The following is a 20,313-nucleotide window of genomic DNA, read 5'->3' on the forward strand; positions in this document are numbered from 1 at the left end:
ATAACCGGGGAGCGCATCCCCGTTTAACCCGGTGTCCGACTGAAGCGGGGAGTCACTCCCCACTTCGCGAAACCCGAATTCTGCTCACGACGAGAGGAACGTGCCGACATGACCGCCACCCGGTCCCGCACCCGCGTCCCCGGCGCCTGCGCGGCGACTCCGCCGCACCGGCTGCGCGCGGACGCCGTGCGCAACAGGGAGCGGATCATCGGCGCGGCCCGTGAGGCGATGGTCGAGTTCGGGGCGGAGATCCCGCTCGACGAAATCGCTCGACGGGCCGGGGTCGGCAATGCGACGCTCTACCGTCACTTCCCGGATCGCCTGGAGTTGATCCACCACGTCACGCTCTCCGTCATGGACCGCACCGCGGACAAGGCGGAGAGTGCGCTCGCCGAGGAGCCCGATGCTTTCCAAGCGCTGAGGCGCTTCGTCTTCGCCGCGGTCGAGGAGCGGATCGGTGCCCTGTGCCCGCTGCTCTCGGACGGCGTCGACAAGGACCACCCCGACCTGCTCGCAGCGCGTGAGCGCCTGGAGGGGGCCGTCGAGGCCCTGATGGGCGCCGCACGCGACAGCGGCCAACTGCGTACCGACATCGCCGTCGGTGACCTGATGGTCGCGCTCACCCAACTTACGCGGCCGCTGCCCGGAAGCGGTTGTACGAACTTCGATCGGTTCGTGTACCGGCACCTGGTGCTGTTCCTGGACGGTCTGCGGGCGCCCGCGCGTTCGGAACTGCCCGGGGCGGCGGCCACGCTGGAGGACCTCCGGCACGGCTGAGGGGCCGACGGCCCGGAGGCGGCACTCACCGCACACCACACGGGGGCTTCCGGACGCACCGGGAACTTCCGGCGACCCGTCACCGACCTACAGGCCGGTGGGTTCGTCGGCACAGATCCAGCGCGCCGATCCACCGTGCCGGCCTGCCGTACGGAGCACCGTCGCACGCCCGTACCGGCGGCGCCGGCGCACCCGTAGCCGTACACGCAAGCGATCAACATGTGATCAACACGTACTGAACACCCGATCAACACCACTCCGACACGTTTCTTCCACACCACGGCACCGCGGTCACGGGCCGTCACGGACGTCCACGCGTTCACGGACGGACACGCCCTGCCCACGTCCCGACTTCTTCGCTCACGTACGCTCACGCACCACTAGGCGGACCCACCCATGTCTGATTCGACCACCTACGTCGATCCCCGGCGCTGGAAAGCGCTCATATTCATCGCCCTGGCGCAGCTCATGGTCGTGCTCGACGCGACGATCGTGAACATCGCACTGCCCTCCGCACAGGCCGACCTCGGCATCTCCGACGCGAACCGGCAGTGGGTCATCACGGCGTACGCGCTCGCGTTCGGCGGTCTGCTGCTGTTCGGCGGGCGGGTCGCCGACCTGTGGGGCCGCAAGCGGACCTTCATCATCGGCCTGGTCGGCTTCGCGCTGGCCTCGGCCCTCGGCGGCGCCGCGTCCAACGAGGGCGTCCTGCTCGGCGCCCGTGCCCTCCAGGGTGTCTTCGGCGCGCTGCTGGCGCCGTCGGCGCTGTCGCTGCTCGCGGTGACGTTCACCGAGGCGCGCGAGCGGGCCAAGGCGTTCGGCATCTTCGGCGCCATCGCCGGTGGTGGCGGTGCCGTGGGCCTGATCCTCGGCGGTGTGCTCACCGAGTACATGAACTGGCGCTGGACCTTCTTCGTCAACATCCCGTTCGCCGTGATCGCGGCCGTCGGCGCGCTGCTGGTGATCCGCGAGCCCGCGGGCAGCCGCAACCCGTCCAAGCTGGACGTGCCCGGCGTCATCCTGGCCACCCTCGGCCTGGTCTCCCTGGTGTACGGCTTCACGCGCGCCGAGTCCGACGGCTGGGGCGCCGGGATGACCATCGGCCTGTTCGTGGCCGCCGCCGTACTGCTCGGCGCGTTCGTGCTCGTCGAGTCGAAGGTCAAGTCCCCGCTGCTGCCGCTGCGGGTGCTCACCGACCGCAACCGGGCCGGCGTCTACACGTCGCTGGGTCTGGCCGTCATCGGCATGTTCGGTCTGTTCCTGTTCCTGACCTACTACATGCAGATCGTGAAGGGATACACGCCGGTCACGACCGGTCTGGCCTTCCTTCCGATGATCGTCGGCATGATCACCGGCTCGACGCAGATCGGTGCCCGGCTGATGACCCGCGTCCGGCCGCGGCTGCTGATGGCCCCGGGCTTCCTGCTCGCCGCCGTCGGCATGTTCCTGCTGACCGGGATCGACCTGGACACGTCCTACCCGGCGCTGATCCTGCCCGCCTTCCTGCTGCTCGGCCTCGGCATGGGCACCGCCTTCATGCCCGCCATGTCGCTGGCCACGCACGGCGTCCAGGCGCGTGACGCGGGTGTCGCCTCGGCGATGGTCAACACCTCGCAGCAGGTGGGCGGCGCGATCGGCACGGCCCTGCTGAACACCATCGCGGCCAGCGCCACCACCGCGTACGCCACCTCCCACGCCAAGAGCACGCCCTCGGTGGACCTGCTCAAGCTGGAGTCGATGGTGCACGGCTACACCGCCGCCATCTGGTGGGCGGTCGGCATCCTGGCCGTCGCGGCGGTCCTCGCCTTCACCATGGTCACCACCGGCCACCAGGGCGGCAGCGGACCGGTCGCCCGCTCCGGGGACGGCGCGGACACGGCCGAGGGCGCCGACGCGGAGGCGGACGTGCCGATTCCGGTCATGGCGCACTGAGGCGCTGAGGCACTGAGGTGCTGAGGCACTGAGCGTGCGCGTACGGGCCTGTGGCCGGTCGGTGACCGGCCACAGGCCCGTACTGCGGGTGGCTCCGAACCCTCGGGCGCCGGCCTGCCCCCTCTGCTCCCGTCTCTCAGCGGAGCCAGGGCAGGTCGGCGCCTTGCGGTTGCAGGCCGTCCGCCACCGTGCGGCAGATGGCGGCCAACTGGCCGACCTGTTCGGGGCTGAGCCGGTCGAATATCGCCGCCCGTACGGCGGCGACATGGCCGGGGCGGCCTTCTCCAGGACGCGCAGTCCCTCGTCGGTGAGGACGGCGTTCTGGCCGCGCTTGTCGGAGGGGCAGTTCTCGCGCCGGACCCAGCCGCTCTTCTCCAGGCGGGCCACGGCGTGCGAGAGCCGGGAACGGGTGATCTTGGCGTTCTGGGCCAGTTCGGTCATCCGCAACCGGCGCCGGGGGGCCTGGGAGAGCTGGACGAGCAGCCCGTAATAGACGTGCGGCATGCCTGCGTCACGCTGGAGCTGGCGGTCGAGGTGGTCCTCCAGGAGCGTGGTGGCGTGCAGGTACGACTGCCAGGCGTACTGCTCTTCGTCGCTGAGCCAGCGAGGCTCACCTGCGGGTTCGGTGCTCATACCATCCACTGTCTCACCGCTCCGCCATTTCTTGAAGTTTTAACTAAGGGTGACAGGCGAGAAATGCGCAGGTGAGCCGTTGTCCAGGGGGCGCCGGTTTTTTCAGGAACGCTCTGGAACAGCCGCAACCCGAGGCAATCCGTTCAGGAAACGGCGGAAATCAGCCGCTGGGCGCGCACGGCGGCGGCCAGCGCCCGGTCGTCACCGTCCACGGCCGAGGCCGCCACGTCCAACGCCGTGTCGGTCATCTTGATGACGTGCTCGTCGCCGTGCCGGGCGGAACGCTCGAACACGTCCTCCGGGTCGAGCGTCCCGGCCCCCGTCAGCGGCGGCAGCGCCTCGGCGGCCCCGTACACCGAAGTGATCGCGGCACTCGCCGCCCAGGCCGCGCCGAGCGACACCGCCCACAGCTCGCGGGGGAGCGCGGGCAGGGTGCGCAGCACGGCGTTCGGGGCGGTGGCGGTGTGCACCATCAGGATGCCGTTGCCGTGCCCGCGGTCGAGATAGCGGTGCACGGCGGCCCGGACGAGCGCGGCCAACTGCTCGCGGACGGCCTCCGGGTCCCCGTACGGCACGCGCAGCGCATCCGCCGCGGCCGTCCAGCCCGGCGTACCGGGGAGCTGGGCCAGGCCGTCGAGCGGCAGAACCTGCTGGTCGGCGATGCGCGGAAGGGCGGCCAGCGCCTCGTCGGGGGAGGCGGTGCCGGCGGGGTTCACGGCGACGGGCAGCGTGGTGTGGCGCGCCGCCCAGTAACCGAGCGCATGCGCCAGCTCCGCGAGCCGAGGCGCCTCCTCGCCGTCCTCCAGGAGCGTCCGTACGACATGCCCCACCCGGATGACGGGATGCGTCGCGGCACCGGCGATGCCGGGCAGCAGCCGTGGCCACCACTCGGCGAGCACGTCCCGCCACGGGCGCTCGGCGACCAGCCGGGAGAAGTACGTGGTCCAGTCGGTGACCCGGCGCGGATCTCCCAGCGCCGCCTGCCAGTCGGCGTCCGAGATCGCCTCCTGCGGACTCGGGACCTCCTCCAGCTTCGTCGCGTACTGATCGAGCCAGCGGTGGACGGAGTCCGCCTGCCCGTGCCGGACCAGGGCCTCCACCGCCATCGGCCCGTGATTGGCGAGAAACCCCTCGAATTCAGGGCCCGAGCTGTGCAGGCGCTCCAGGGCCTCGTCGAGAATGCCGCTGCTTAAGTCCATGGCGTCGAGGCTAGGCGGGGTGCCGGGCCTCCGTAACGGACGCCGGTCCTACGCCGCTGTACGGCGATGGTCGTAAGGCCGGGTGCGGTCGCCACCTCGCCCCCCATACCGGACAGGAGATGTCGGGTATGGAAGGGACGGTGGGCGCATGACGAGCGACAAGACAGGCACGAGCAGCGGCGACCGCCCAGGCCGGACGGCCCGTGGCGCGGGCTGGGCGGGATTCCTGGCCGCGCAGCCGGAGTTGGCGGAACAGGTGGAGGCGCGCTTCGCGGCGTACCGGCATCACGTCCTCGGGACGCTGCGCGCCGACGGCTCACCGCGCCTCAGCGGCATCGAGGCGGACTTCCGGTCCGGTGAACTGAGGCTGGGCATGATGGCCAACTCCCGCAAGGCGCTGGACCTGCGGCGCGATCCGCGGTTCGAACTGCACGCCAACCCGGGGCCGGGGACGGACATGGCGGGCGGTGACGTACGGGTCGCCGGCCGGGCCGTGGAGGTGACCGACCCGGCGGTGCTCGCGCGCTACGCGGACGCGACGAAGCCGCCGGAACCGTTCCACCTGTTCCGGGCGGAGCTGACCGAGGTGGTCCGTACGTATGTCGAGGACCCGGACATCGTGCTGGAGACCTGGCGGCCCGGCGGCCCCCTGCGTGTCATCCGGCGGGGGAACGGCGCCGAGCCGCCCGAGGTCACCGTCGCGTCCGCGTAGGACGCCTGCGTGGTCGCCCGGACGGAACCGTACGGAGCCGGGTGCAGCCGTACGGAGCCGGACGGAGTCACACGGAGTTCGCCTCTCAGCGGGTCGGATGCGGCTGGTGTGTCCGGTGCGCTCCCTGGGACCGATGCGTCATCCCCGTCCCACGGGGCCGGTGTTCGCCGTGGGGCTCGCGGGTGCGGTGGGTGCGGAAGATGTACAAGGAGACGACGAACATCACCGCGCCCAGGACCAGCCCCATTCGCACCGACTCCAGGATGGACGGTCCGGTCGTGTGGGAGATGCTGTACAGGTAGCCCATCGCGGTGCCGAAGAGCGCCCCGTACGCCAGTGCCCGTACCTCGGTGATCAGCGTCGACTGGACGCTCACCAGCGCCAGCCCGAGCACGCCGCTGACGACGGCCGCGATCAGGCCCAGCAGCCAGGCGTGGCCCAGTGAGGAGCCGCTGGTGCGGTCGACGAAGGCGGTCCACAGACCGTAGAGGGCCGCGGCGGCGACGGGCAGGGTCAGCGCGGTGGTGGACATGCCGCGCCGCTTGGAGCCGGAGCCCCGCTCGGAGGCGGAGCCGGGTGCGTTCTCGTGCGATGCGGCCTGGGACCGGGCCGTGGCCCCGGACTGCGGGTCCGCGGTGGCGCCGTGCCGGTGGACGGGTGTCTCCATGACGGGCTCCTCTCAGTCGCCCCCGTCTTCCAGGCGACACCCGGGCCTCGCCACCGTCAACCGGAGGGGCCGGTTCCGGCCTGTCGCCGGGCCGTAGGCCCGCTCAGTCCAGGTGCTTCTCGTACCAGGCGACGTCCCAGTAGCGGCCGAACTTGCGGCCGACCTCGCCGTACGTACCGACGTGCCGGAAGCCGAAACGGGTGTGCAGCCGGACCGACGCCTCGTTGGGCAGGGCGATGCCCGCGTACGCGCGGTGCACGTCCTCGTCCGCCAGCGCCTCGAAGAGCGCCTTGTACAGCAGTGTGCCGACGCCGCGTCCGACGGCCTCGCGCGCGCAGTAGACACTCACCTCCACCGAGGTGGCATAGGCGGGCTTGATCCGGAAAGGCGTACTGGTCACATAACCCAACAGACTCCGGCAGGTCCGGTCCCGGGCAACCAGAAGACGGTGCGGGCCGTCTTCAGGGTGGGAGAGCAACCACGAGCGGCGCTGCTCGGGGGTGAACGGCTCCGTGTCGAAGGTGATGGGCGTCTCACGGACGTAGTGGTTGTAGAGGTCCGTGAGGCTGCCGAGGTCGGTCTCGGTTGCCGCCCTGACCTGCACTTCCCGGTACTCCGGAGACATCCGACCTCCTTGGTGGGGATGCAGGGTACTGCATGATCACGAAAATAGGTGCTCGGCAGGGGAATTCTGTCCGGATTCCAGCCGTTGTTTCCTTCGGAAGGGGTACTCGGGTCTCGCACCCGGTGTCCCACCGCCACCATCCCGCGACCGACTCATCGCAAAGGGAGCACACGCATGGCAACCCGTGCCGTCGCCCGACGTCAGGCCACCAGCAGCGGTGCTGACGGGGCCAACAGTGTTCGCGCCGTAGGCGGGGAGATCGCCGACCGCGACCTGGTCGGCATGTACCTCGACGAGATCGCGCGAACACCCCTGCTCGACGCCGCCAGGGAGGTCGAGCTGTCCCAGACCATCGAGGCGGGCGTCTACGCCCGGCAGATCCTCGACGGGACCGTCGAAGACGGCAACGCCGCCGGCGGCACCCGCGAGGAGCTCGAAGCGCTGGCCGAAGAGGCCGAGAAGGCCAAGGACATCTTCATCCGCTCCAACCTGCGCCTGGTCGTAGCGGTCGCCCGCCGCTACCCGCGCGCCGGTCTGCCCCTGCTCGACCTGATCCAGGAGGGCAACGCGGGTCTGGTCCGCGCGGTCGAGAAGTTCGACTACGCGAAGGGCTTCAAGTTCTCCACGTACGCTACGTGGTGGATCCGCCAGGCCATCACCCGCTCCATCGCGGACCAGTCGCGCACCATCCGGCTCCCCGTCCACCTCGTGGAGGAGCTGGGCCGCATCCGCCGCGTGCAGCGCGAGTTCAACCGGGAGAACGGCCGCGACCCGGAGCCCGCCGAGGTCGCCCAGGAGCTGGGCTCCACGCCCGAGCGCGTCACGGACGTCCTGGACTGGGCCCGCGACCCGGTCAGCCTGAACATGTCCGTGGACGACGAGGGCGACACCCAGTTCGGCGACCTGCTGGAGGACACCTCCGCGGCCTCGCCCGAGCAGTCCGTCCTGACGCTGCTGCGCAGTGAGGAGCTGGAGGACCTGATCGACCGGCTCGACCACCGTACGGCCTCGATCATCAAGGCGCGGTACGGCATCGAGGACGGCCGCGAGCGGACCCTCACCGAGGTCGGCAAGCAGCACGGCCTGACGCGCGAGCGCATCCGGCAGATAGAGAAGCACGCGCTGCTGGAGCTCAAGCGGATGGCGCGTGACACGGGGTTCGACGCGGCGGCGTAGTGGCCGCGGGGCCGCTGCCCGCGGCCCGGTGGTCGAACGCCGATGGCGTTGCTCCTGCTGGTCAGCGGTGGCCTGACCCGGTGTGGGGCGGCAGCCTGCGCCCGATCCGACCCCTTCCCCCATAGACGAGCCCCGGTGCCGAACCCCCCCTCGGCGCCGGGGCTCTTTGCTGCCCACTCATGCCCGTTTGCTTTTGTTGTCTGCCCGGATGTGTTTACTTCCCGTCCGCCCGGACGTACCTTTGGCCTGAAACCACACAGTCGGGCACGAGGCAGGCGCGAAGTCACATGTACGCAGCGGAGCGGCAGCAGGAGATCCTGCGCCTCGCGCGGGAGAGCGGACGGGTCGACGTCCTCTCGCTCGCCGAGGAGTTCCAGGTCACCGCCGAGACCGTACGCCGGGACCTGAAGGCCCTGGACCGGGCCGGCCTGGTCCGCCGGGTGCACGGCGGCGCCATCCCCGCCGGACGCCTGGACTTCGAGCCGGACCTCGCCGAACGGGACACCGTCGCCGCCGACGAGAAGCAGCGCATCGCGCGGGCCGCCCTCGCGGAACTGCCCGGCGGGTCCGCGCCCGGCAGCGTGATCCTCGACGCGGGCACCACGGCCGCCCGGATCGCCGCCGAGCTGCCGCTGGAGGCCGAGCTGACCGTCGTCACGCACGCGCTCCCGGTCGCCGCCCGGCTGGCCGACCACCCGGGCCTGACCCTCCACCTCGTCGGCGGCCGCATCCGGCACCGCACGCGGGCCGCGGTCGACGAGTGGGCGCTGCGCGCCTACCGCGAGATCAACGCGGACGTGGTGTTCCTGGCGACCAACGGCTTCTCCCTGGAGGGCGGCCTGACCACCCCCGACCTCGCCGAGGCGGCCGTGAAGCGGGCGGCGGTCGCCGCCGCGCGGCGGGTCGTGCTCGTCGCGGACAGCAGCAAGTTCGGGCAGGTGCACTTCGCCCGCTTCGGCGGACTGGACGACGTGGACCTGCTCGTCACCGACACCGGGCTCAGCCCCGACGACGCCCTCGCCATCGAGCGCGCGGGCACGGAAGTAGTGCGCGCATGATCCTCACCGTCACCCCCAACCCCAGCCTGGACCGGACGTACGAGATCCCGGCGCTGGAGCGCGGCGCCGTGCTGCGGGCCACAGCGGACCGGATCGACCCGGGCGGCAAGGGCGTCAACGTCTCCCGCGCCGTGGCCGCCGCCGGGCACCGCACCCTCGCCGTCCTGCCGCTCGGCGGACCGGCGGGCGACGCGCTGGGCGATCTGCTGGCGGCGGAGGGCATCGAGGTCGCGGGCGTGCCGGTGGCCGGTCAGACCCGTTCGAACATCTCCGCCGTCGAACCGGACGGCACCCTCACGAAGATCAACGCGACGGGCCCCGAACTGACGGCGGACGAGTCGCGGGCGCTGCTGGACACCGTACGGACCCGCTCGGCCGGCGCGGACTGGATCGCCTGCTGCGGCAGCCTGCCGCGCGGCCTGGCCCCCTCCTGGTACGCGGAGCTGGTCGCCCAGGTGCACCGCGCCGGGGCCCGGATCGCACTGGACACCTCCGGGCCGTCGCTGACCGCCGCGCTGCGGGCCCGGCCGGACGTCGTCAAGCCGAACGCGGAGGAGCTGGCCCAGGCGGTCGGCCGGCCGCTGCGCACCGTCGGTGACGCCGTCGAGGCCGCACGGGAACTGCGCGCCCTGGGTGCGGGCGCGGTGCTCGCCTCCCTCGGCGCGGACGGGCAGCTTCTGGTCGACGCGGACGGGGAGCACTTCGCCTCCGCGCCGGTCGCGACCGTACGCAGCAACGTCGGCGCGGGGGACGCGTCGCTGGCCGGATTCCTGGCGGCGGGCGGTACGGGCGTACGGGCGCTGACCTCGGCCGTGGCCTACGGGGCGGCCGCCGTGCAGTTGCCCGGCAGTGCCATGCCGACACCGAAGGATCTCGATCCTTCGGCGGTTCTGGTGGGCGCCCCCGTGCCGGTGGGGCTGGAGCTGCGGGAACCGGTGGGATGAGCGCCCCGGACCGGCTCACGTGTTGTCGCTCCGCTCGTCCTCAATTGCCGGACGGGCTGGATGTGCTGGGACTTGATGCGAGCGAAGGAGCCCGCGATGAGTGAGCTGATCACCGCGGAACTGGTCGATCTCGACCTGTCCGCCGAGACCAAGGAAGCGGCCGCGCGGTCGCTGGCCGAGCGGATGGCCGCGCTCGGCCGGGTCACCGACCTGGCGGGCTTCCTCGCCGACGTGGCCGCGCGCGAGGCCCAGATGCCGACCGGCCTGGACGGCGGCATCGGCATACCGCACTGCCGCAGCGCGCACGTCACCGAGCCGACGCTCGCCTTCGGGCGCAGCGCCGCCGGGATCGACTTCGGCGCGGCGGACGGGCCCGCCGACCTGGTCTTCCTGATCGCGGCCCCGGCGGGCGGCGACGCCGACCACCTGTCGATCCTGTCGACGCTGGCCCGGCACCTGATGGACGAGGAGTTCACGGGGGCGCTGCGGGCGGCGGACGATCCGGCGGCGGCAGCGGCGCTGATCCGGGGCGACGAGCCGGAGGCCGCGTCCGATGCCGTACCGGAGGCCGCGTCCGTACCCGCGGCAACCGCTGAGGCGGACCCCGCCCCGGAGGAAACGTCTCCTCCCGCCGCCCCCTTCCGCATCGTCGCCGTCACCTCCTGCCCCACCGGCATCGCCCACACCTACATGGCCGCCGAAGCGCTGGCCAAGGCGGGCAAGGAGGCCGGGGTCGAACTGGTCGTGGAGACGCAGGGGTCGGCCGGGTTCGAGCGGCTGGACCCGGAGGTCGTGGCCACCGCGGACGGCGTGATCTTCGCGCACGACGTGGAGGTACGGGACCGGGCGCGGTTCGCCGGGAAGCCGACGGTCGACGTCGGGGTGAAGGCGGGCGTCAACCGGCCCGCCGAACTGATCGCCGAGGTACGCGAGAAGGCCGCGCGCGGCGACACCACCGCTCCCGCCGCGGCCGGTTCCGCGCCCATGGACCGCGACGGCGAGGCGGGCGACGGCTTCGCCACGCGGCTGCGCAAGTGGCTGATGACCGGCGTCAGCTACATGGTCCCGTTCGTCGCCGCGGGCGGTCTGCTGATCGCCCTGGGCTTCGCGATCGGCGGGTACGGCATCGACAAGGCGCCGTCCGTCGCCGAGCACTTCGTGTGGACCGAGGCCGCGAGCTGGGCGGCGCTGCTCTTCCAGATCGGCGGCGTCGCGTTCGGCTTCCTCGTCCCCGTGCTGGCGGGCTTCATCGCGTACGGCATGGCCGACCGGCCGGGTCTGGTGCCGGGCTTCGTCGGCGGCGCGATCGCCCTGACCGTCAACGCGGGGTTCCTCGGCGGACTGATCGCCGGTCTGATCGCGGGCGCGGTGGTGATGGCGGTCCAGCGAGTCGCGGTGCCGCCCGCGCTGCGCGGGATCATGCCGGTCGTCGTCATCCCGCTGCTCTCGTCGGCGGTCGTCGGCTTCCTGATGTTCCTGGTGGTCGGCAAGCCGATCGCCGCGCTCCAGAAGGCGCTGACCGACTGGCTGAGCGGGCTGTCCGGCGCCAACGCCGTCATCCTGGGCGTCATCCTCGGGCTGATGATGACGTTCGACCTCGGCGGCCCGCTCAACAAGGTGGCGTACGCGTTCGCCGTGGGCGGCCTCGCCAACCCCAACGACGGCAGCCTGAAGGTGATGGCCGCGGCGATGGCGGCCGGCATGGTGCCGCCGCTGGCGATGGCGCTGGCCACGACCGTACGCGGCAAGCTGTTCACCCGTACCGAGCGGGAGAACGGGAAGGCCGCCTGGGTCCTGGGCGCGTCGTTCATCACCGAGGGCGCGATCCCGTTCGCGGCGGCCGACCCGCTGCGCGTCATCCCGTCCGCGATGGCGGGCGGCGCGGTGACCGGCGCCCTGTCGATGGCGTTCGGCTGCACGCTCCGGGCCCCGCACGGCGGTGTCTTCGTGGTGCCGCTGATCGGGCAGCCGCTGCTCTACCTGGTGGCCGTGCTGGCCGGTACGGCGGTCACCGCGGCCTTGGTGATCCTCCTGAAGGGCCTGCGCAAGCCGGCCGCGCCCGAGGTGGCGGCCGGTCCGGCCCAGGCGCCCGCCGAAAACACCCCGGTGGCGGTCTGAGCGAAACGACGACGGCCGGTCCCCCGAGGGGACCGGCCACCGTCACTGGTACGTACGCGGAATCAGCCCGCGCTGCCCGCCTGCCACTCGCTCCACGACATGTTCCAGCCGTTGAGGCCGTTGTCCGGCTTCACGGTCTTGTCGGGGGAGTTCTTGACGACCACGACGTCACCGATCAGCGAGTTCTCGAAGAACCACTTGCCGGGGGTGTCGCCACCGCCGCCCCGGTTGTCCTGGAGGCCGACGCAGCCGTGGCTGGTGCCGGCCCTGCCGAAGATCGACGGGCTGCCCCAGTAGTTGCCGTGGATGAACGTGCCGGAGCTGGACAGCCGCATCGCGTGCGGGACGTCCTTGATGTCGTACTCACCGCCGAAGCCGACCGTCGAGCCGTCCATGCGGGTCTGCGTGAACTTCTCCGAGATGACCATCTGGCCGTTGTACGTCGGGTTCTTCGCGCTGCCGCCGGAGATCGGTATCGACTTGACCGTCTTGCCGTCCCGGACCACCGTCATGGTCTGGGTGTTCATGTCGACGGTCGAGACCTGGGAGCGGCCGACGGTGAAGGACACCGTCTTGGACTGCACACCGGTGATGCCCTGGCCGCCCTTGACCCCGTCCAGGTCGATCTTCAGCGTGACCTTGGACCCGGCCTTCCAGTACTGCTCCGGGCGGAAGTCGAGCCGCTGGGCGCCGAACCAGTGACCGACCACCTTCTGGCCGCTGCTGGAGGTCACCGTGATGTGCGACTGGACGTCCTTCTTGTTGCTGATCGCCTTGTCGAAGGTGAAGGACACCGGCATGCCCACGCCGACGGTCTTGCCGCCGTCGGGCGTGTAGGAGCCGATGAAGCTGTTCTTCGACGAGACGGTGGTGAAGGTGACGTTCTCGGTGGCGGGCCGGTCCTTGCCGTCCTTGGCGTTGGCCACCAGCTTGTACTTCGTCCCGCGCTCCAGTTGCGCCGACGGCTTCCAGGACGAACCGTCGGCGGATATCGCGCCCTTGACCGCCGCCCCGTTGTCCGCCTGCACCAGCTTCACGTCGGTCAGCTTGCCGCCGCTGACCTTCACCCCGGTGTCGTTGATGCTGGCGTCGGTGGCGCCGTTCTTCGAGGTGACCGTGATCTTCGCCTCGGAGGCGTCCTTGGCGGCCGCGGCGTCCGCGCCCGCCTGCCCCTTGCCGTCGTTGCCGCCCGCCGAGGCGTCACCGCCGCACGCGGACAGGGCCAGGGCCCCGGCGGTCAGGAGGGAGGCCGCCGCAAGACCGCGACGCAGCCGGCGCTTGGCGCGGGACGGTGCGGGCGGCGCGGTGTTGTCCGGCATTGTCACGGGCTGCTCCATGCAAGGGTGTTGTCAGTCAGTGCTGGTAAACAGCAACTACGGGCGGGTTTGGTTGCACTCCCCAAACGGTTGTGATGAACGTCACACAAGAGGTGGCAGGGGTGTGTCGTCCGGGCCGGACAGCCAGGCGCGCAGGGGGTCGCCGTGCTCGTCCAGGGCGGGCGGGGCGTGCGGGGCGACGACCGGCGTGGCGGACAGCCGCAGCGGGCTGCGCACCTGCGGGGTCCGGCCGGCGCCGACCGGCACGACCGGGTCCAGGCCGAGCCGTTCGGCCAGCGACAGGGCCTCGCCGACGGAGTTGACCGGCCCGCACGGCACGGACGCGGCGGTCAGCCGCTCGGTCCAGACCGCGGGCGTCTCCGCCGCCAGCCGCTTCTCCAGTTCCCCGACCAGTTCGACGCGGTGCCGCACCCGGTCCTGATTGCGCGCGAACCGCTCGTCGTCGGCGAGGCCGGGCGCGCCGAGCGCCTGCGCCAGCGCCCGGAACTGCCGGTCGTTGCCGACCGCGACGGCCAGCGGCTCGCCGTCCCGGCAGGCCAGCGTCTCGTACGGGGCGATGCTCGGGTGCCGGTTGCCCATCGGGCCCGGGTCGCGGCCGGTGGCCAGGTGCCCGGTCGCCTGGTTGACCAGCGAACCGAGTAGCGTCGACAGCAAGTTGACCTCGACGTGCTGGCCCTGCCCCGTACGGTCGCGGTGGCGCAGCGCGGCCAGGACGGCGGTGGTGGCGTCCTTCGCGGTCAGCACGTCGACGAGCGCGACGCCCGCCTTCAGGGGTGGGCCGCCGGGTTCGCCGGTGATGCTCATCAGGCCGCCGACGGCCTGCACGACGAAGTCGTAGCCCGGAAGGCGGGCGCCCTCGCCGGAGCCGAACCCGGTGATCGAGCAGTGCACCAGGCCCGGGTGGGCGGCGAGGGTGGCCGCCGGGTCCAGCCCGTAGCGGGCGAGCGCGCCGGGCCGGAAGTTCTCGATCAGTACGTCGGCCCGGCGGGCCAGTTCCCGGGCGGCCGCCGCGTCGCCGGGGTCGGAAAGGTCCAGGGTGAGGCCGCGCTTGGAGCGGTTGGCGGCGTCGAAGTACGCGGCCGTGCCGTCGGCGGAGAACGGCGGCCCCCAGGAGCGGGTGTCGTCGCCGGAGCCGGGCCGCTCCACCTTGACCACGTCGGCACCCAGGTCGGCCAGTGTGGCGGCGGCCAGCGGGCCGGCCAGGACACGGCTGAAGTCGGCTACGAGGACGCCTTCCAGGGCCTTGGGGGCGGTGCAGGCCAGGGCTGTCGGGGCGGCGGGCGCCTCCTGGGCGGTGCGGGGCGCGGTCGGCTGCGGCACGTGCGTACTCCTCGTATCGGGAGGGCGGTGTGCCACATGCTCGTGGACGATCTTGGGGGAGGGGAAGGGGGCGTCGGCGTGCGGCGGTGTGGGTGAAGCGTGGGGAGGCCGGGCGGGACGTGCGGAAGTGTGCGAACAGTGTGGGAGTTACGTCACGTGTGGGGTGTAAGTCCGTTGAATCCCCTGACGGAAGTCCCTGACATGGTGTCTACTACTGAAGTCCGCCCGCCGGGGCCCGCACGGGCCCGGAACCGCACCGTCGCGCACCCGACCTGGAGGACCGCATGCTCCCCTCCGTTCCGCTCCTCCAGCAGATCGGCCTGGCCATCCTGCTCACCGTCACCGTGGGGTGGGCCGTGAGCCAGGCCCGGCTCGTGCGCCGGCACCGTTTCGGCTCCCCGGCCGGGAACGGCACCAGACCGCTGCTGCGCGCGGTCCCGCGGCAGACCGGCCCGGCCGGGCCGCCGTCCGAGCGCGTGGAGTTGAGCGCCGCCGAGCGCGAGGCGTTCGCCGGACTCGTACGGCAACTGGACGGCAACGAGCGGCACTGAGCCGAGCCGTGCGGCGCCGGGCCGGGCTTCAGCACCCCGGACCCGGCCTCAGCGCACCGGCCCCAGCTTCAGCAGCGCCAGCGACGTCAGCATCTGCACCGCCACCGCCACCGCCGCCTTGACGGTGGACAGATGGTGCTGGCCCCGGATGAGCAGGATGGCCAGCAGATAGCCGAAGCCCCAGGTCGTCCAGGCCACCGCCTGCACGAGCGTCGAGCCGTGCGGCAGCCAGGTGGCCAGCACCAGCCGCGGCAGGTCGGTGACCCAGAACAGCACGACGAACAGGCTGACCGTCGGCTCGAACCTGCCGTTCCCGCCGATCGTGCGCGCTATGGCGTGGGTGACCACGCCCAGCGCGAGACTGGCGAGCAGGACGCCCGCCTCCGCGACGGCCGCCAGCTCCAGGGCCTCGCGCTGGTCCATCGCCCACTGCTTGCGGAAGGCGTCCACCGACACGATGCCGAGGGCGCCGCTGATCAGGCACAGCAGGACGGCCGCACTCCAGGCGCTGCGGTCGCGCGCCTCGTCCATCACCTCGACGGGCCGGTACCAGAGCCCGAGGAACAGACGGTGCCACCACAGCCGCCGGCGCCGCTTCGGCGGCTGCGGCGGGCCCGGTTTCTTCTTGGGCGATGGCTGGACGAGCGTGGGGGAGGCGGCGGCACGGACATAAGGCCCGTTCTACCACCGGTGTCAGGAGGGCGGCTGCGACGGGTAGGGCGGCGGTTACGGTGACGGGTACGACGACGGGTAGAGGTCGCGGTACGACGGGAAGTGGCCGCCCGGAGTGTCCACCGTCTCCGCCGCCAGTACGCCCTTGACCACCGCGCGGGCCAGCACGTCGGCCCCCGCGGCCAGGATCTCGTTGAGGGCGGCGGTCTCGGCGTGCGCCCCGGACGCCGGGCCGGCGGAGGCTTCGGACCACGGCGGCCGGTCACCGGTGGCCAGCGCGAAGACCGTGTCGCCGTCGGTGAGCAGGTGTGCCGGGCGGACGGCGCGGGCCAGCCCGTCGTGTCCGATGCCCGCCAGCTTCTGGGCCTGGGCACGGGTCAGGACCGCGTCGGTCGCGACGACGGCGAGGGTGGTGTTCAGGGGCGGGCGCGCGGAGACGGCCGAACGTCGCTCGGAAGCGGTACGGGCCTCGGCGAGACGGCGCTGTGCGCGGGCGTGCGCGCCGGGGGAGGGCAGGCCGGAGAGCGCCCCCGGGGTCAGATGTCCGGCACCGTCTTCGGGCACCGACCGCGCCAACTCCTCGCACACGTCCCCGTACCGCCCGTACAGCACACCGGTACGCGGATCGACCACCGACCCCGCAGCGTTGACGGCAGCCAGCGCGGCGACCGTGACGCCCGACGGCAGGACCACGCTCGCGGTGCCGACGCCGCCCTTCACGCCGCCGGCCACCGCGCCCGTACCGGCGCCGGTGTTGCCCTCCCGTACGGGCGCGTTCAGCTCCGTGGTGGCGGCGTCCTCGATGGCGGCGCGGCCCAGCGCGGCGTCCGGGCGGGCGAACCAGTCGCCGCCGCGCCCCAGGTCGAACAGGGCCGCGGCCGGTACGACGGGGACGACCTGCGCCGGGTCCGGGCCGACGCGGTAGCCGCGGCCCTGCTCCGCCAGCCAGGCCACCGCCCCGGAGGCGGCGTCCAGCCCGAAGGCGCTGCCGCCCGTCAGGACGACGGCCTCGATGTGCTGGACGAGATTGCGCGGGTCCAGGGCGTCCGTCTCCCGGGTGCCGGGGCCGCCGCCGCGCACGTCCACGGCGGCGATCACACCGCCCTCGGGCGCCAGGACGACGGTGGTGCCCGTCAGCCGCCCGTCGCCGAGGAGCTGCGCGTGGCCGACCCGCAGGCCGGTGACGTCGGTCAACGCGTCACGGGGGCCGGAGCGTTGCGGGGCCTCCTCAGGGGCGGAGAGGGAGACGCGGGGGGCGGCTTCGTCGTGCGACTTCCGAGGGTCGTCGGCCATGGCACATGCGTACCACGTGTGAAGCCGGGGCGGTACGGGGAGCGGCGGGGCTTTAGGTGGTGCTTTCGGCGGGCCCCGCCGGGGCCGCTGACGGTGGCCTGCCCGTCCGACGCGGGCGGGGTCAGTGGCCCGCCGGGCCCATCACGACGACCGGGTGCTGTGCCGGGTCCAGGGTGCGCAGCAGCTCCCGCATCACCTCGGGCTTGAGGCTGATGCAGCCCTGCGTGGGCCCGTTGTGGTCGACGTGCAGCCAGACGCCGCCGCCCTTCGCGGCACCCTGCGGGCGCCGCTGGTCCAGGGGCGAGGAGCCCTTGACCCGGTTGTAGTCGATGGCGATGACGTAGTCGAAGGCGCCGCCCAGCGGCTCCCCTTCGACGCCGGTGCCGTGCGCGACGAAGCTGTCGTTGCGGTCGTACGGCAGCTTGGTGCCCTCCGGGGGTGCCAGCTTGCCGCCCGCGTCGCTGAGCGTGAACACGCCCTCGGGCGAGCGCAGGTCGCCGTAGTGGTGGTCCTTGGTCCAGCCGCGGGAGGCGTTGTGCGCCACCCAGCGGGTGCCGGGCCGCCAGTCCTCCGAGTGCTCGGCGCGGGTGTAGAGCACGACGGAGGAGTCGTGCGCGTCCGGACCCTGGCCCGTGACGACCAGGACCTGCCGGGACTCGGCGGGGATCTGCTTGCGGGCGGCGTCGCTCAGGCCCGGGATCGTGCGCGGGGCCGGTGCGGTGGTGCCGCCGGTGACGTGGTGCGCGGGGGCGTCCGGTGCCGACGGGGCCGGGCGGGCCTGGTCGGTGCGGTGGCCGTCGTGGTCGTCACCGGAGGCGGGCCAGGCCCACAGCGCGGTGCCCACGAGGGTGGTCAGGGCGAGACCGCTCACGGCCTTGCCGCGACGGGTCATCCTTATTCGCGTACCGCCCGGCTGGGCGTGGCGGGCAGCCATGTCGTGGCGTCTCCTCGCCCGTCGGCTCTGGCCGGTGGGCTGTCGCAGGTATAAATCGGGCAATCTGCACCCTACACCGTTCAGGGAAATGCTCCGTACCGGTCCTGGTGCTGTTCATGCGTCAGGAGAGGTCAATGGCCGAAAGAGACAGGCCCTTTGGCCGGAATCACGGGTTCCGTGCGTCTGCTGGTGCGCGGTACGAGCGTACTGACGCGTGGGGACCAAGAGTCAAGGCCCCAGGACTCAGGGCCCAGGACCCAAGCCCCAGGGCCCTCCGTCAGTCGCCCAGCGCCTGCCCCTGCCGCGCGGTCAGCGTCACCCCCACCGCGACCGTGAGCGACGCCACCAGCCCGGCCAGCAGCACTGCCGCATGGCCCGCGAACGTGCAGGCCAGGACCAGTACGGAGGACACCGGCAGGACCAGTTGCTGGGCCAGGCCGCGCTTCTGATGGCGGGAATGGATCAGCCACACGGTGAACATGAACAGCGCGCCGGGGACCGTCACGCACGCCGACGCCGCGAACTGCGAGAGGTGCGCCTTGCCGACCGACTCCTCCACCGCCACCTCGATGCCCGCGCCGATCGCCGCCGCCGAGCCGAAGATCAGGTAGTGCCCGTAACCCCAGAGGAACGCCTGGCGGTTGGAGGAGAGGTGCAGGTGGATCGGGACCGCGAAGTAGATCCAGTACGCCGCGAAGATCAGCAGCAGCCCACCCGCCGCGATGGGCAGCAGATTGCCCAGCTCCTCCTGCTCGTCCACCGCGGACTGCACCGCGATCGTCGCGGCGGAGACCGTCTCGCCGAGCATGATGATGACGAACAGGCCGTACCGTTCCGCGATGTGGTGCGGATGCCAGGCCGTCTGGTGGTCGCGCTCGGCCACCGTGGGCACCGCCATCTCCGCGACCGCCAGCGCGAGGAACACCCACGGCCGTACGCCCTCCGGAGACAGTAGGACGGCCAGCCAGCCGACCTGACACAGCGCCACCCCGGCGGCGTAGCGCAGCGCGGTGGTCCGCTCGGGGCCGGTGCTGCCGTGCGCGGCCCGCAGCCACTGCGCCACCAGCGCGAGCCGCATCACCAGATAGCCGAACCAGACCACCGCGAAGTCGCCGTCGAACGCGCGTGGCACCCCAGCCGCCAGGATCAGGACACCCGCCATCTGTACGAGCGTCACCACCCGGTACAGCGCGTCGTCGGTGTCGTACGCGGACGAGAACCACGAGAAGTTGACCCAGGCCCACCAGATGGCGAAGAAGAGCATCAGGTAGCCGGGGACGCCGTGCCCCGGGTGCCCCTCGGCGAGGGCGTGGACGAGCTGCTTCCCGGCCTGGGCGACCGCCACGACGAAGCACAGGTCGAAGAAGAGCTCCAGCGGGGTGGCCGCACGGTGCGCCTCGGAGCGGCCGCGGGCTGTCATTCGGGCCATCATGGTGATCAGTACAGTCCGCTTGGCCGAAAATCGCCATGAGACGCGCGGGGTCAGCGCACGGTGATCTTCACCGTTCTGGTCTCGGAGTACGCGCGGCTCTCCGCCGATTCCGGGGTGCCGGGGCCGGTGCCGGCACCGCCGTTCATGCAGCGGTAGCAGCCGAACAGCTCGACGACGGTGGTGCCCGGCCGGTCGGCCGAGAAGGTGTACCAGTCCGTGCGCTCGCCCGCCGCGTCGCCTTCGACGTGCGGCACGTCGCTCAGCAGCGGAGCGGGTCCGGAGGAGCTGCGGCTGACGACCCGCCAGGTGATGCCCGGAACGTTCGAGTAGGCGTTCGGGAGCGAGAAGCGTTCCCCGCGCCGGACGGTCACCTCGCCGCCGGAACCGGCCGCGAAACCGGTGCTCAGCGAGCGCCCCCGGTTGAGGCCACCGTGCGTCGCGCTCGGTGCCGCGCTCGGTGCGGTGGCCGGGCCCGTACCGACGGTGACCTGGTACGTCATGGTGCGCTCGCGGTCCGCCGAGGTCAGCACGATGCGCGCGGTGCCGGGGCTGACGGCGTGGAAGGCGGCCCGTACGCCGGCGTGCGAAGCAGGGAGGCCGGTCCGGTGCCGTACCGCCGCGCCCTCGATCTTCGGCTCGTCCACCCGCCAGCCGCTGTTCTCGGCCACCCCTGCACCCGGGCCGCTGCTGCCGCCCGCCCGCAGCACGATGTCGAAGTCCGTACCGGTCCGCACCCGCAGGCTCGTCGCCTGGGACGGGAACGCCCGGACCCCGTCCGGTGCGGTGGGCGACGGCGAGGCGGTCGGCGCCTTGACGCAGCAGTCCGACGGGCCGCCGCACGCGCCGGTCGTCAGGGCGACGAGCGCGGCGCCGGCCGTGGCCAGGGCGGCGGCGCGCAGCCGGGGAACGGGTCCTGGAAAATTCGGCATCGGG

The 20,313-nt window shown here is 72.3% G+C and carries 18 protein-coding genes and 1 pseudogene; 8 read left to right on the top strand and 11 right to left on the bottom strand.

Annotated elements, in window-relative coordinates:
- Positions 1-108 precede the first annotated feature (108 nt).
- Entirely contained in the window at positions 109-777 is a 669-nt protein-coding gene (locus EJG53_RS23745; protein ID WP_125046461.1) for a TetR/AcrR family transcriptional regulator, read from the top strand.
- Positions 778-1,173: 396 nt separating this feature from the next.
- Positions 1,174-2,709, top strand: a complete 1,536-nt coding sequence (locus tag EJG53_RS23750; RefSeq protein WP_125046462.1) for an MFS transporter — start codon at positions 1,174-1,176, stop codon at positions 2,707-2,709.
- 136 nt (positions 2,710-2,845) lie between these two features.
- Here EJG53_RS23750 and EJG53_RS23755 read toward each other — a convergent pair.
- Both EJG53_RS23755 and EJG53_RS23760 read right to left on the bottom strand, forming a co-directional pair.
- Positions 2,846-3,342: pseudogene (locus EJG53_RS23755) on the bottom strand (MarR family winged helix-turn-helix transcriptional regulator).
- 143 nt (positions 3,343-3,485) lie between these two features.
- Positions 3,486-4,541, bottom strand: coding sequence for a questin oxidase family protein (locus tag EJG53_RS23760; RefSeq protein WP_125046463.1), 1,056 nt, complete (start codon positions 4,539-4,541; stop codon positions 3,486-3,488).
- Positions 4,542-4,689: 148 nt separating this feature from the next.
- On the opposite strand from EJG53_RS23760, the gene EJG53_RS23765 reads away from it, so the two are divergent.
- Complete coding sequence (locus EJG53_RS23765; RefSeq protein ID WP_244955296.1) at positions 4,690-5,253, top strand: pyridoxamine 5'-phosphate oxidase family protein; 564 nt, start codon at positions 4,690-4,692, stop codon at positions 5,251-5,253.
- Positions 5,254-5,338: 85 nt separating this feature from the next.
- Here EJG53_RS23765 and EJG53_RS23770 read toward each other — a convergent pair whose 3' ends face one another.
- Positions 5,339-5,920 (bottom strand): hypothetical protein, encoded by a 582-nt coding sequence (locus EJG53_RS23770; protein ID WP_174856446.1) that lies wholly within the window; start codon positions 5,918-5,920, stop codon positions 5,339-5,341.
- 103 nt (positions 5,921-6,023) lie between these two features.
- Complete coding sequence (locus EJG53_RS23775; protein ID WP_125046464.1) at positions 6,024-6,545, bottom strand: GNAT family N-acetyltransferase; 522 nt, start codon at positions 6,543-6,545, stop codon at positions 6,024-6,026.
- 174 nt (positions 6,546-6,719) lie between these two features.
- Between EJG53_RS23775 and EJG53_RS23780 the strand changes: the two genes are divergently transcribed.
- From EJG53_RS23780 to EJG53_RS23795, 4 genes are all read left to right on the top strand, one after another.
- Positions 6,720-7,721, top strand: coding sequence for a sigma-70 family RNA polymerase sigma factor (locus tag EJG53_RS23780; RefSeq protein ID WP_031008728.1), 1,002 nt, complete (start codon positions 6,720-6,722; stop codon positions 7,719-7,721).
- A 287-nt stretch (positions 7,722-8,008) separates the two neighbouring features.
- Complete coding sequence (locus EJG53_RS23785; protein ID WP_125046465.1) at positions 8,009-8,779, top strand: DeoR/GlpR family DNA-binding transcription regulator; 771 nt, start codon at positions 8,009-8,011, stop codon at positions 8,777-8,779.
- Positions 8,776-9,723 (top strand): 1-phosphofructokinase, encoded by a 948-nt coding sequence (gene pfkB / locus EJG53_RS23790; RefSeq protein WP_125046466.1) that lies wholly within the window; start codon positions 8,776-8,778, stop codon positions 9,721-9,723. Before EJG53_RS23785 ends, pfkB begins: the two co-directional genes overlap by 4 nt.
- A gap of 96 nt (positions 9,724-9,819) precedes the next feature.
- Positions 9,820-11,841, top strand: coding sequence for a PTS fructose transporter subunit IIABC (locus EJG53_RS23795; RefSeq protein ID WP_125046467.1), 2,022 nt, complete (start codon positions 9,820-9,822; stop codon positions 11,839-11,841).
- 62 nt (positions 11,842-11,903) lie between these two features.
- On the opposite strand, the gene EJG53_RS23800 is transcribed toward EJG53_RS23795, so the two are convergent.
- Both EJG53_RS23800 and EJG53_RS23805 read right to left on the bottom strand, forming a co-directional pair.
- Positions 11,904-13,178 (bottom strand): L,D-transpeptidase, encoded by a 1,275-nt coding sequence (locus EJG53_RS23800; RefSeq protein WP_125046468.1) that lies wholly within the window; start codon positions 13,176-13,178, stop codon positions 11,904-11,906.
- Positions 13,179-13,259: 81 nt separating this feature from the next.
- Complete coding sequence (locus tag EJG53_RS23805) at positions 13,260-14,498, bottom strand: CaiB/BaiF CoA transferase family protein (protein WP_371858718.1); 1,239 nt, start codon at positions 14,496-14,498, stop codon at positions 13,260-13,262.
- 284 nt (positions 14,499-14,782) lie between these two features.
- On the opposite strand from EJG53_RS23805, the gene EJG53_RS23810 reads away from it, so the two are divergent.
- A complete protein-coding gene (locus tag EJG53_RS23810) occupies positions 14,783-15,049 on the top strand; it encodes a hypothetical protein (RefSeq protein ID WP_031008742.1) in 267 nt (88 codons plus the stop codon).
- Between the two features lie 48 nt (positions 15,050-15,097).
- Here EJG53_RS23810 and EJG53_RS23815 read toward each other — a convergent pair whose 3' ends face one another.
- From EJG53_RS23815 to EJG53_RS23835, 5 genes are all read right to left on the bottom strand, one after another.
- Positions 15,098-15,631, bottom strand: a complete 534-nt coding sequence (locus tag EJG53_RS23815; protein WP_125046469.1) for a YIP1 family protein — start codon at positions 15,629-15,631, stop codon at positions 15,098-15,100.
- Positions 15,632-15,775: 144 nt separating this feature from the next.
- Positions 15,776-17,014, bottom strand: coding sequence for a P1 family peptidase (locus tag EJG53_RS23820; RefSeq protein ID WP_125046470.1), 1,239 nt, complete (start codon positions 17,012-17,014; stop codon positions 15,776-15,778).
- Positions 17,015-17,135: 121 nt separating this feature from the next.
- The gene (locus EJG53_RS23825) at positions 17,136-17,906 is read right to left on the bottom strand and encodes a L,D-transpeptidase family protein (protein WP_241269157.1); all 771 of its coding nucleotides are present in this window, start codon (positions 17,904-17,906) and stop codon (positions 17,136-17,138) included.
- Positions 17,907-18,225: 319 nt separating this feature from the next.
- Positions 18,226-19,380: a low temperature requirement protein A gene (locus EJG53_RS23830; RefSeq protein ID WP_167515158.1), complete on the bottom strand. Its 1,155-nt coding sequence runs from the start codon at positions 19,378-19,380 to the stop codon at positions 18,226-18,228.
- 50 nt (positions 19,381-19,430) lie between these two features.
- Positions 19,431-20,309, bottom strand: coding sequence for a hypothetical protein (locus EJG53_RS23835; RefSeq protein ID WP_125046472.1), 879 nt, complete (start codon positions 20,307-20,309; stop codon positions 19,431-19,433).
- Positions 20,310-20,313 lie beyond the last annotated feature (4 nt).

Source organism: Streptomyces chrestomyceticus JCM 4735 (genome assembly GCF_003865135.1).
GTDB lineage: Bacteria > Actinomycetota > Actinomycetes > Streptomycetales > Streptomycetaceae > Streptomyces > Streptomyces chrestomyceticus.

Excerpts from the sequence above, each read along its gene's own strand:
- EJG53_RS23745 (WP_125046461.1), top strand. The coding sequence starts at position 109 with ATGACCGCCACCCGGTCCCGCACCCGCGTCCCCGGCGCCTGCGCGGCG.
- EJG53_RS23750 (WP_125046462.1), top strand. The coding sequence starts at position 1,174 with ATGTCTGATTCGACCACCTACGTCGATCCCCGGCGCTGGAAAGCGCTC.
- EJG53_RS23760 (WP_125046463.1), bottom strand. The coding sequence starts at position 4,541 with ATGGACTTAAGCAGCGGCATTCTCGACGAGGCCCTGGAGCGCCTGCAC.
- EJG53_RS23765 (WP_244955296.1), top strand. The coding sequence starts at position 4,690 with ATGACGAGCGACAAGACAGGCACGAGCAGCGGCGACCGCCCAGGCCGG.
- EJG53_RS23770 (WP_174856446.1), bottom strand. The coding sequence starts at position 5,920 with ATGGAGACACCCGTCCACCGGCACGGCGCCACCGCGGACCCGCAGTCC.
- EJG53_RS23775 (WP_125046464.1), bottom strand. The coding sequence starts at position 6,545 with ATGTCTCCGGAGTACCGGGAAGTGCAGGTCAGGGCGGCAACCGAGACC.
- EJG53_RS23780 (WP_031008728.1), top strand. The coding sequence starts at position 6,720 with ATGGCAACCCGTGCCGTCGCCCGACGTCAGGCCACCAGCAGCGGTGCT.
- EJG53_RS23785 (WP_125046465.1), top strand. The coding sequence starts at position 8,009 with ATGTACGCAGCGGAGCGGCAGCAGGAGATCCTGCGCCTCGCGCGGGAG.
- pfkB (WP_125046466.1), top strand. The coding sequence starts at position 8,776 with ATGATCCTCACCGTCACCCCCAACCCCAGCCTGGACCGGACGTACGAG.
- EJG53_RS23795 (WP_125046467.1), top strand. The coding sequence starts at position 9,820 with ATGAGTGAGCTGATCACCGCGGAACTGGTCGATCTCGACCTGTCCGCC.
- EJG53_RS23800 (WP_125046468.1), bottom strand. The coding sequence starts at position 13,178 with ATGGAGCAGCCCGTGACAATGCCGGACAACACCGCGCCGCCCGCACCG.
- EJG53_RS23810 (WP_031008742.1), top strand. The coding sequence starts at position 14,783 with ATGCTCCCCTCCGTTCCGCTCCTCCAGCAGATCGGCCTGGCCATCCTG.
- EJG53_RS23820 (WP_125046470.1), bottom strand. The coding sequence starts at position 17,014 with ATGGCCGACGACCCTCGGAAGTCGCACGACGAAGCCGCCCCCCGCGTC.
- EJG53_RS23825 (WP_241269157.1), bottom strand. The coding sequence starts at position 17,906 with ATGACCCGTCGCGGCAAGGCCGTGAGCGGTCTCGCCCTGACCACCCTC.
- EJG53_RS23830 (WP_167515158.1), bottom strand. The coding sequence starts at position 19,380 with ATGATGGCCCGAATGACAGCCCGCGGCCGCTCCGAGGCGCACCGTGCG.
- EJG53_RS23835 (WP_125046472.1), bottom strand. The coding sequence starts at position 20,309 with ATGCCGAATTTTCCAGGACCCGTTCCCCGGCTGCGCGCCGCCGCCCTG.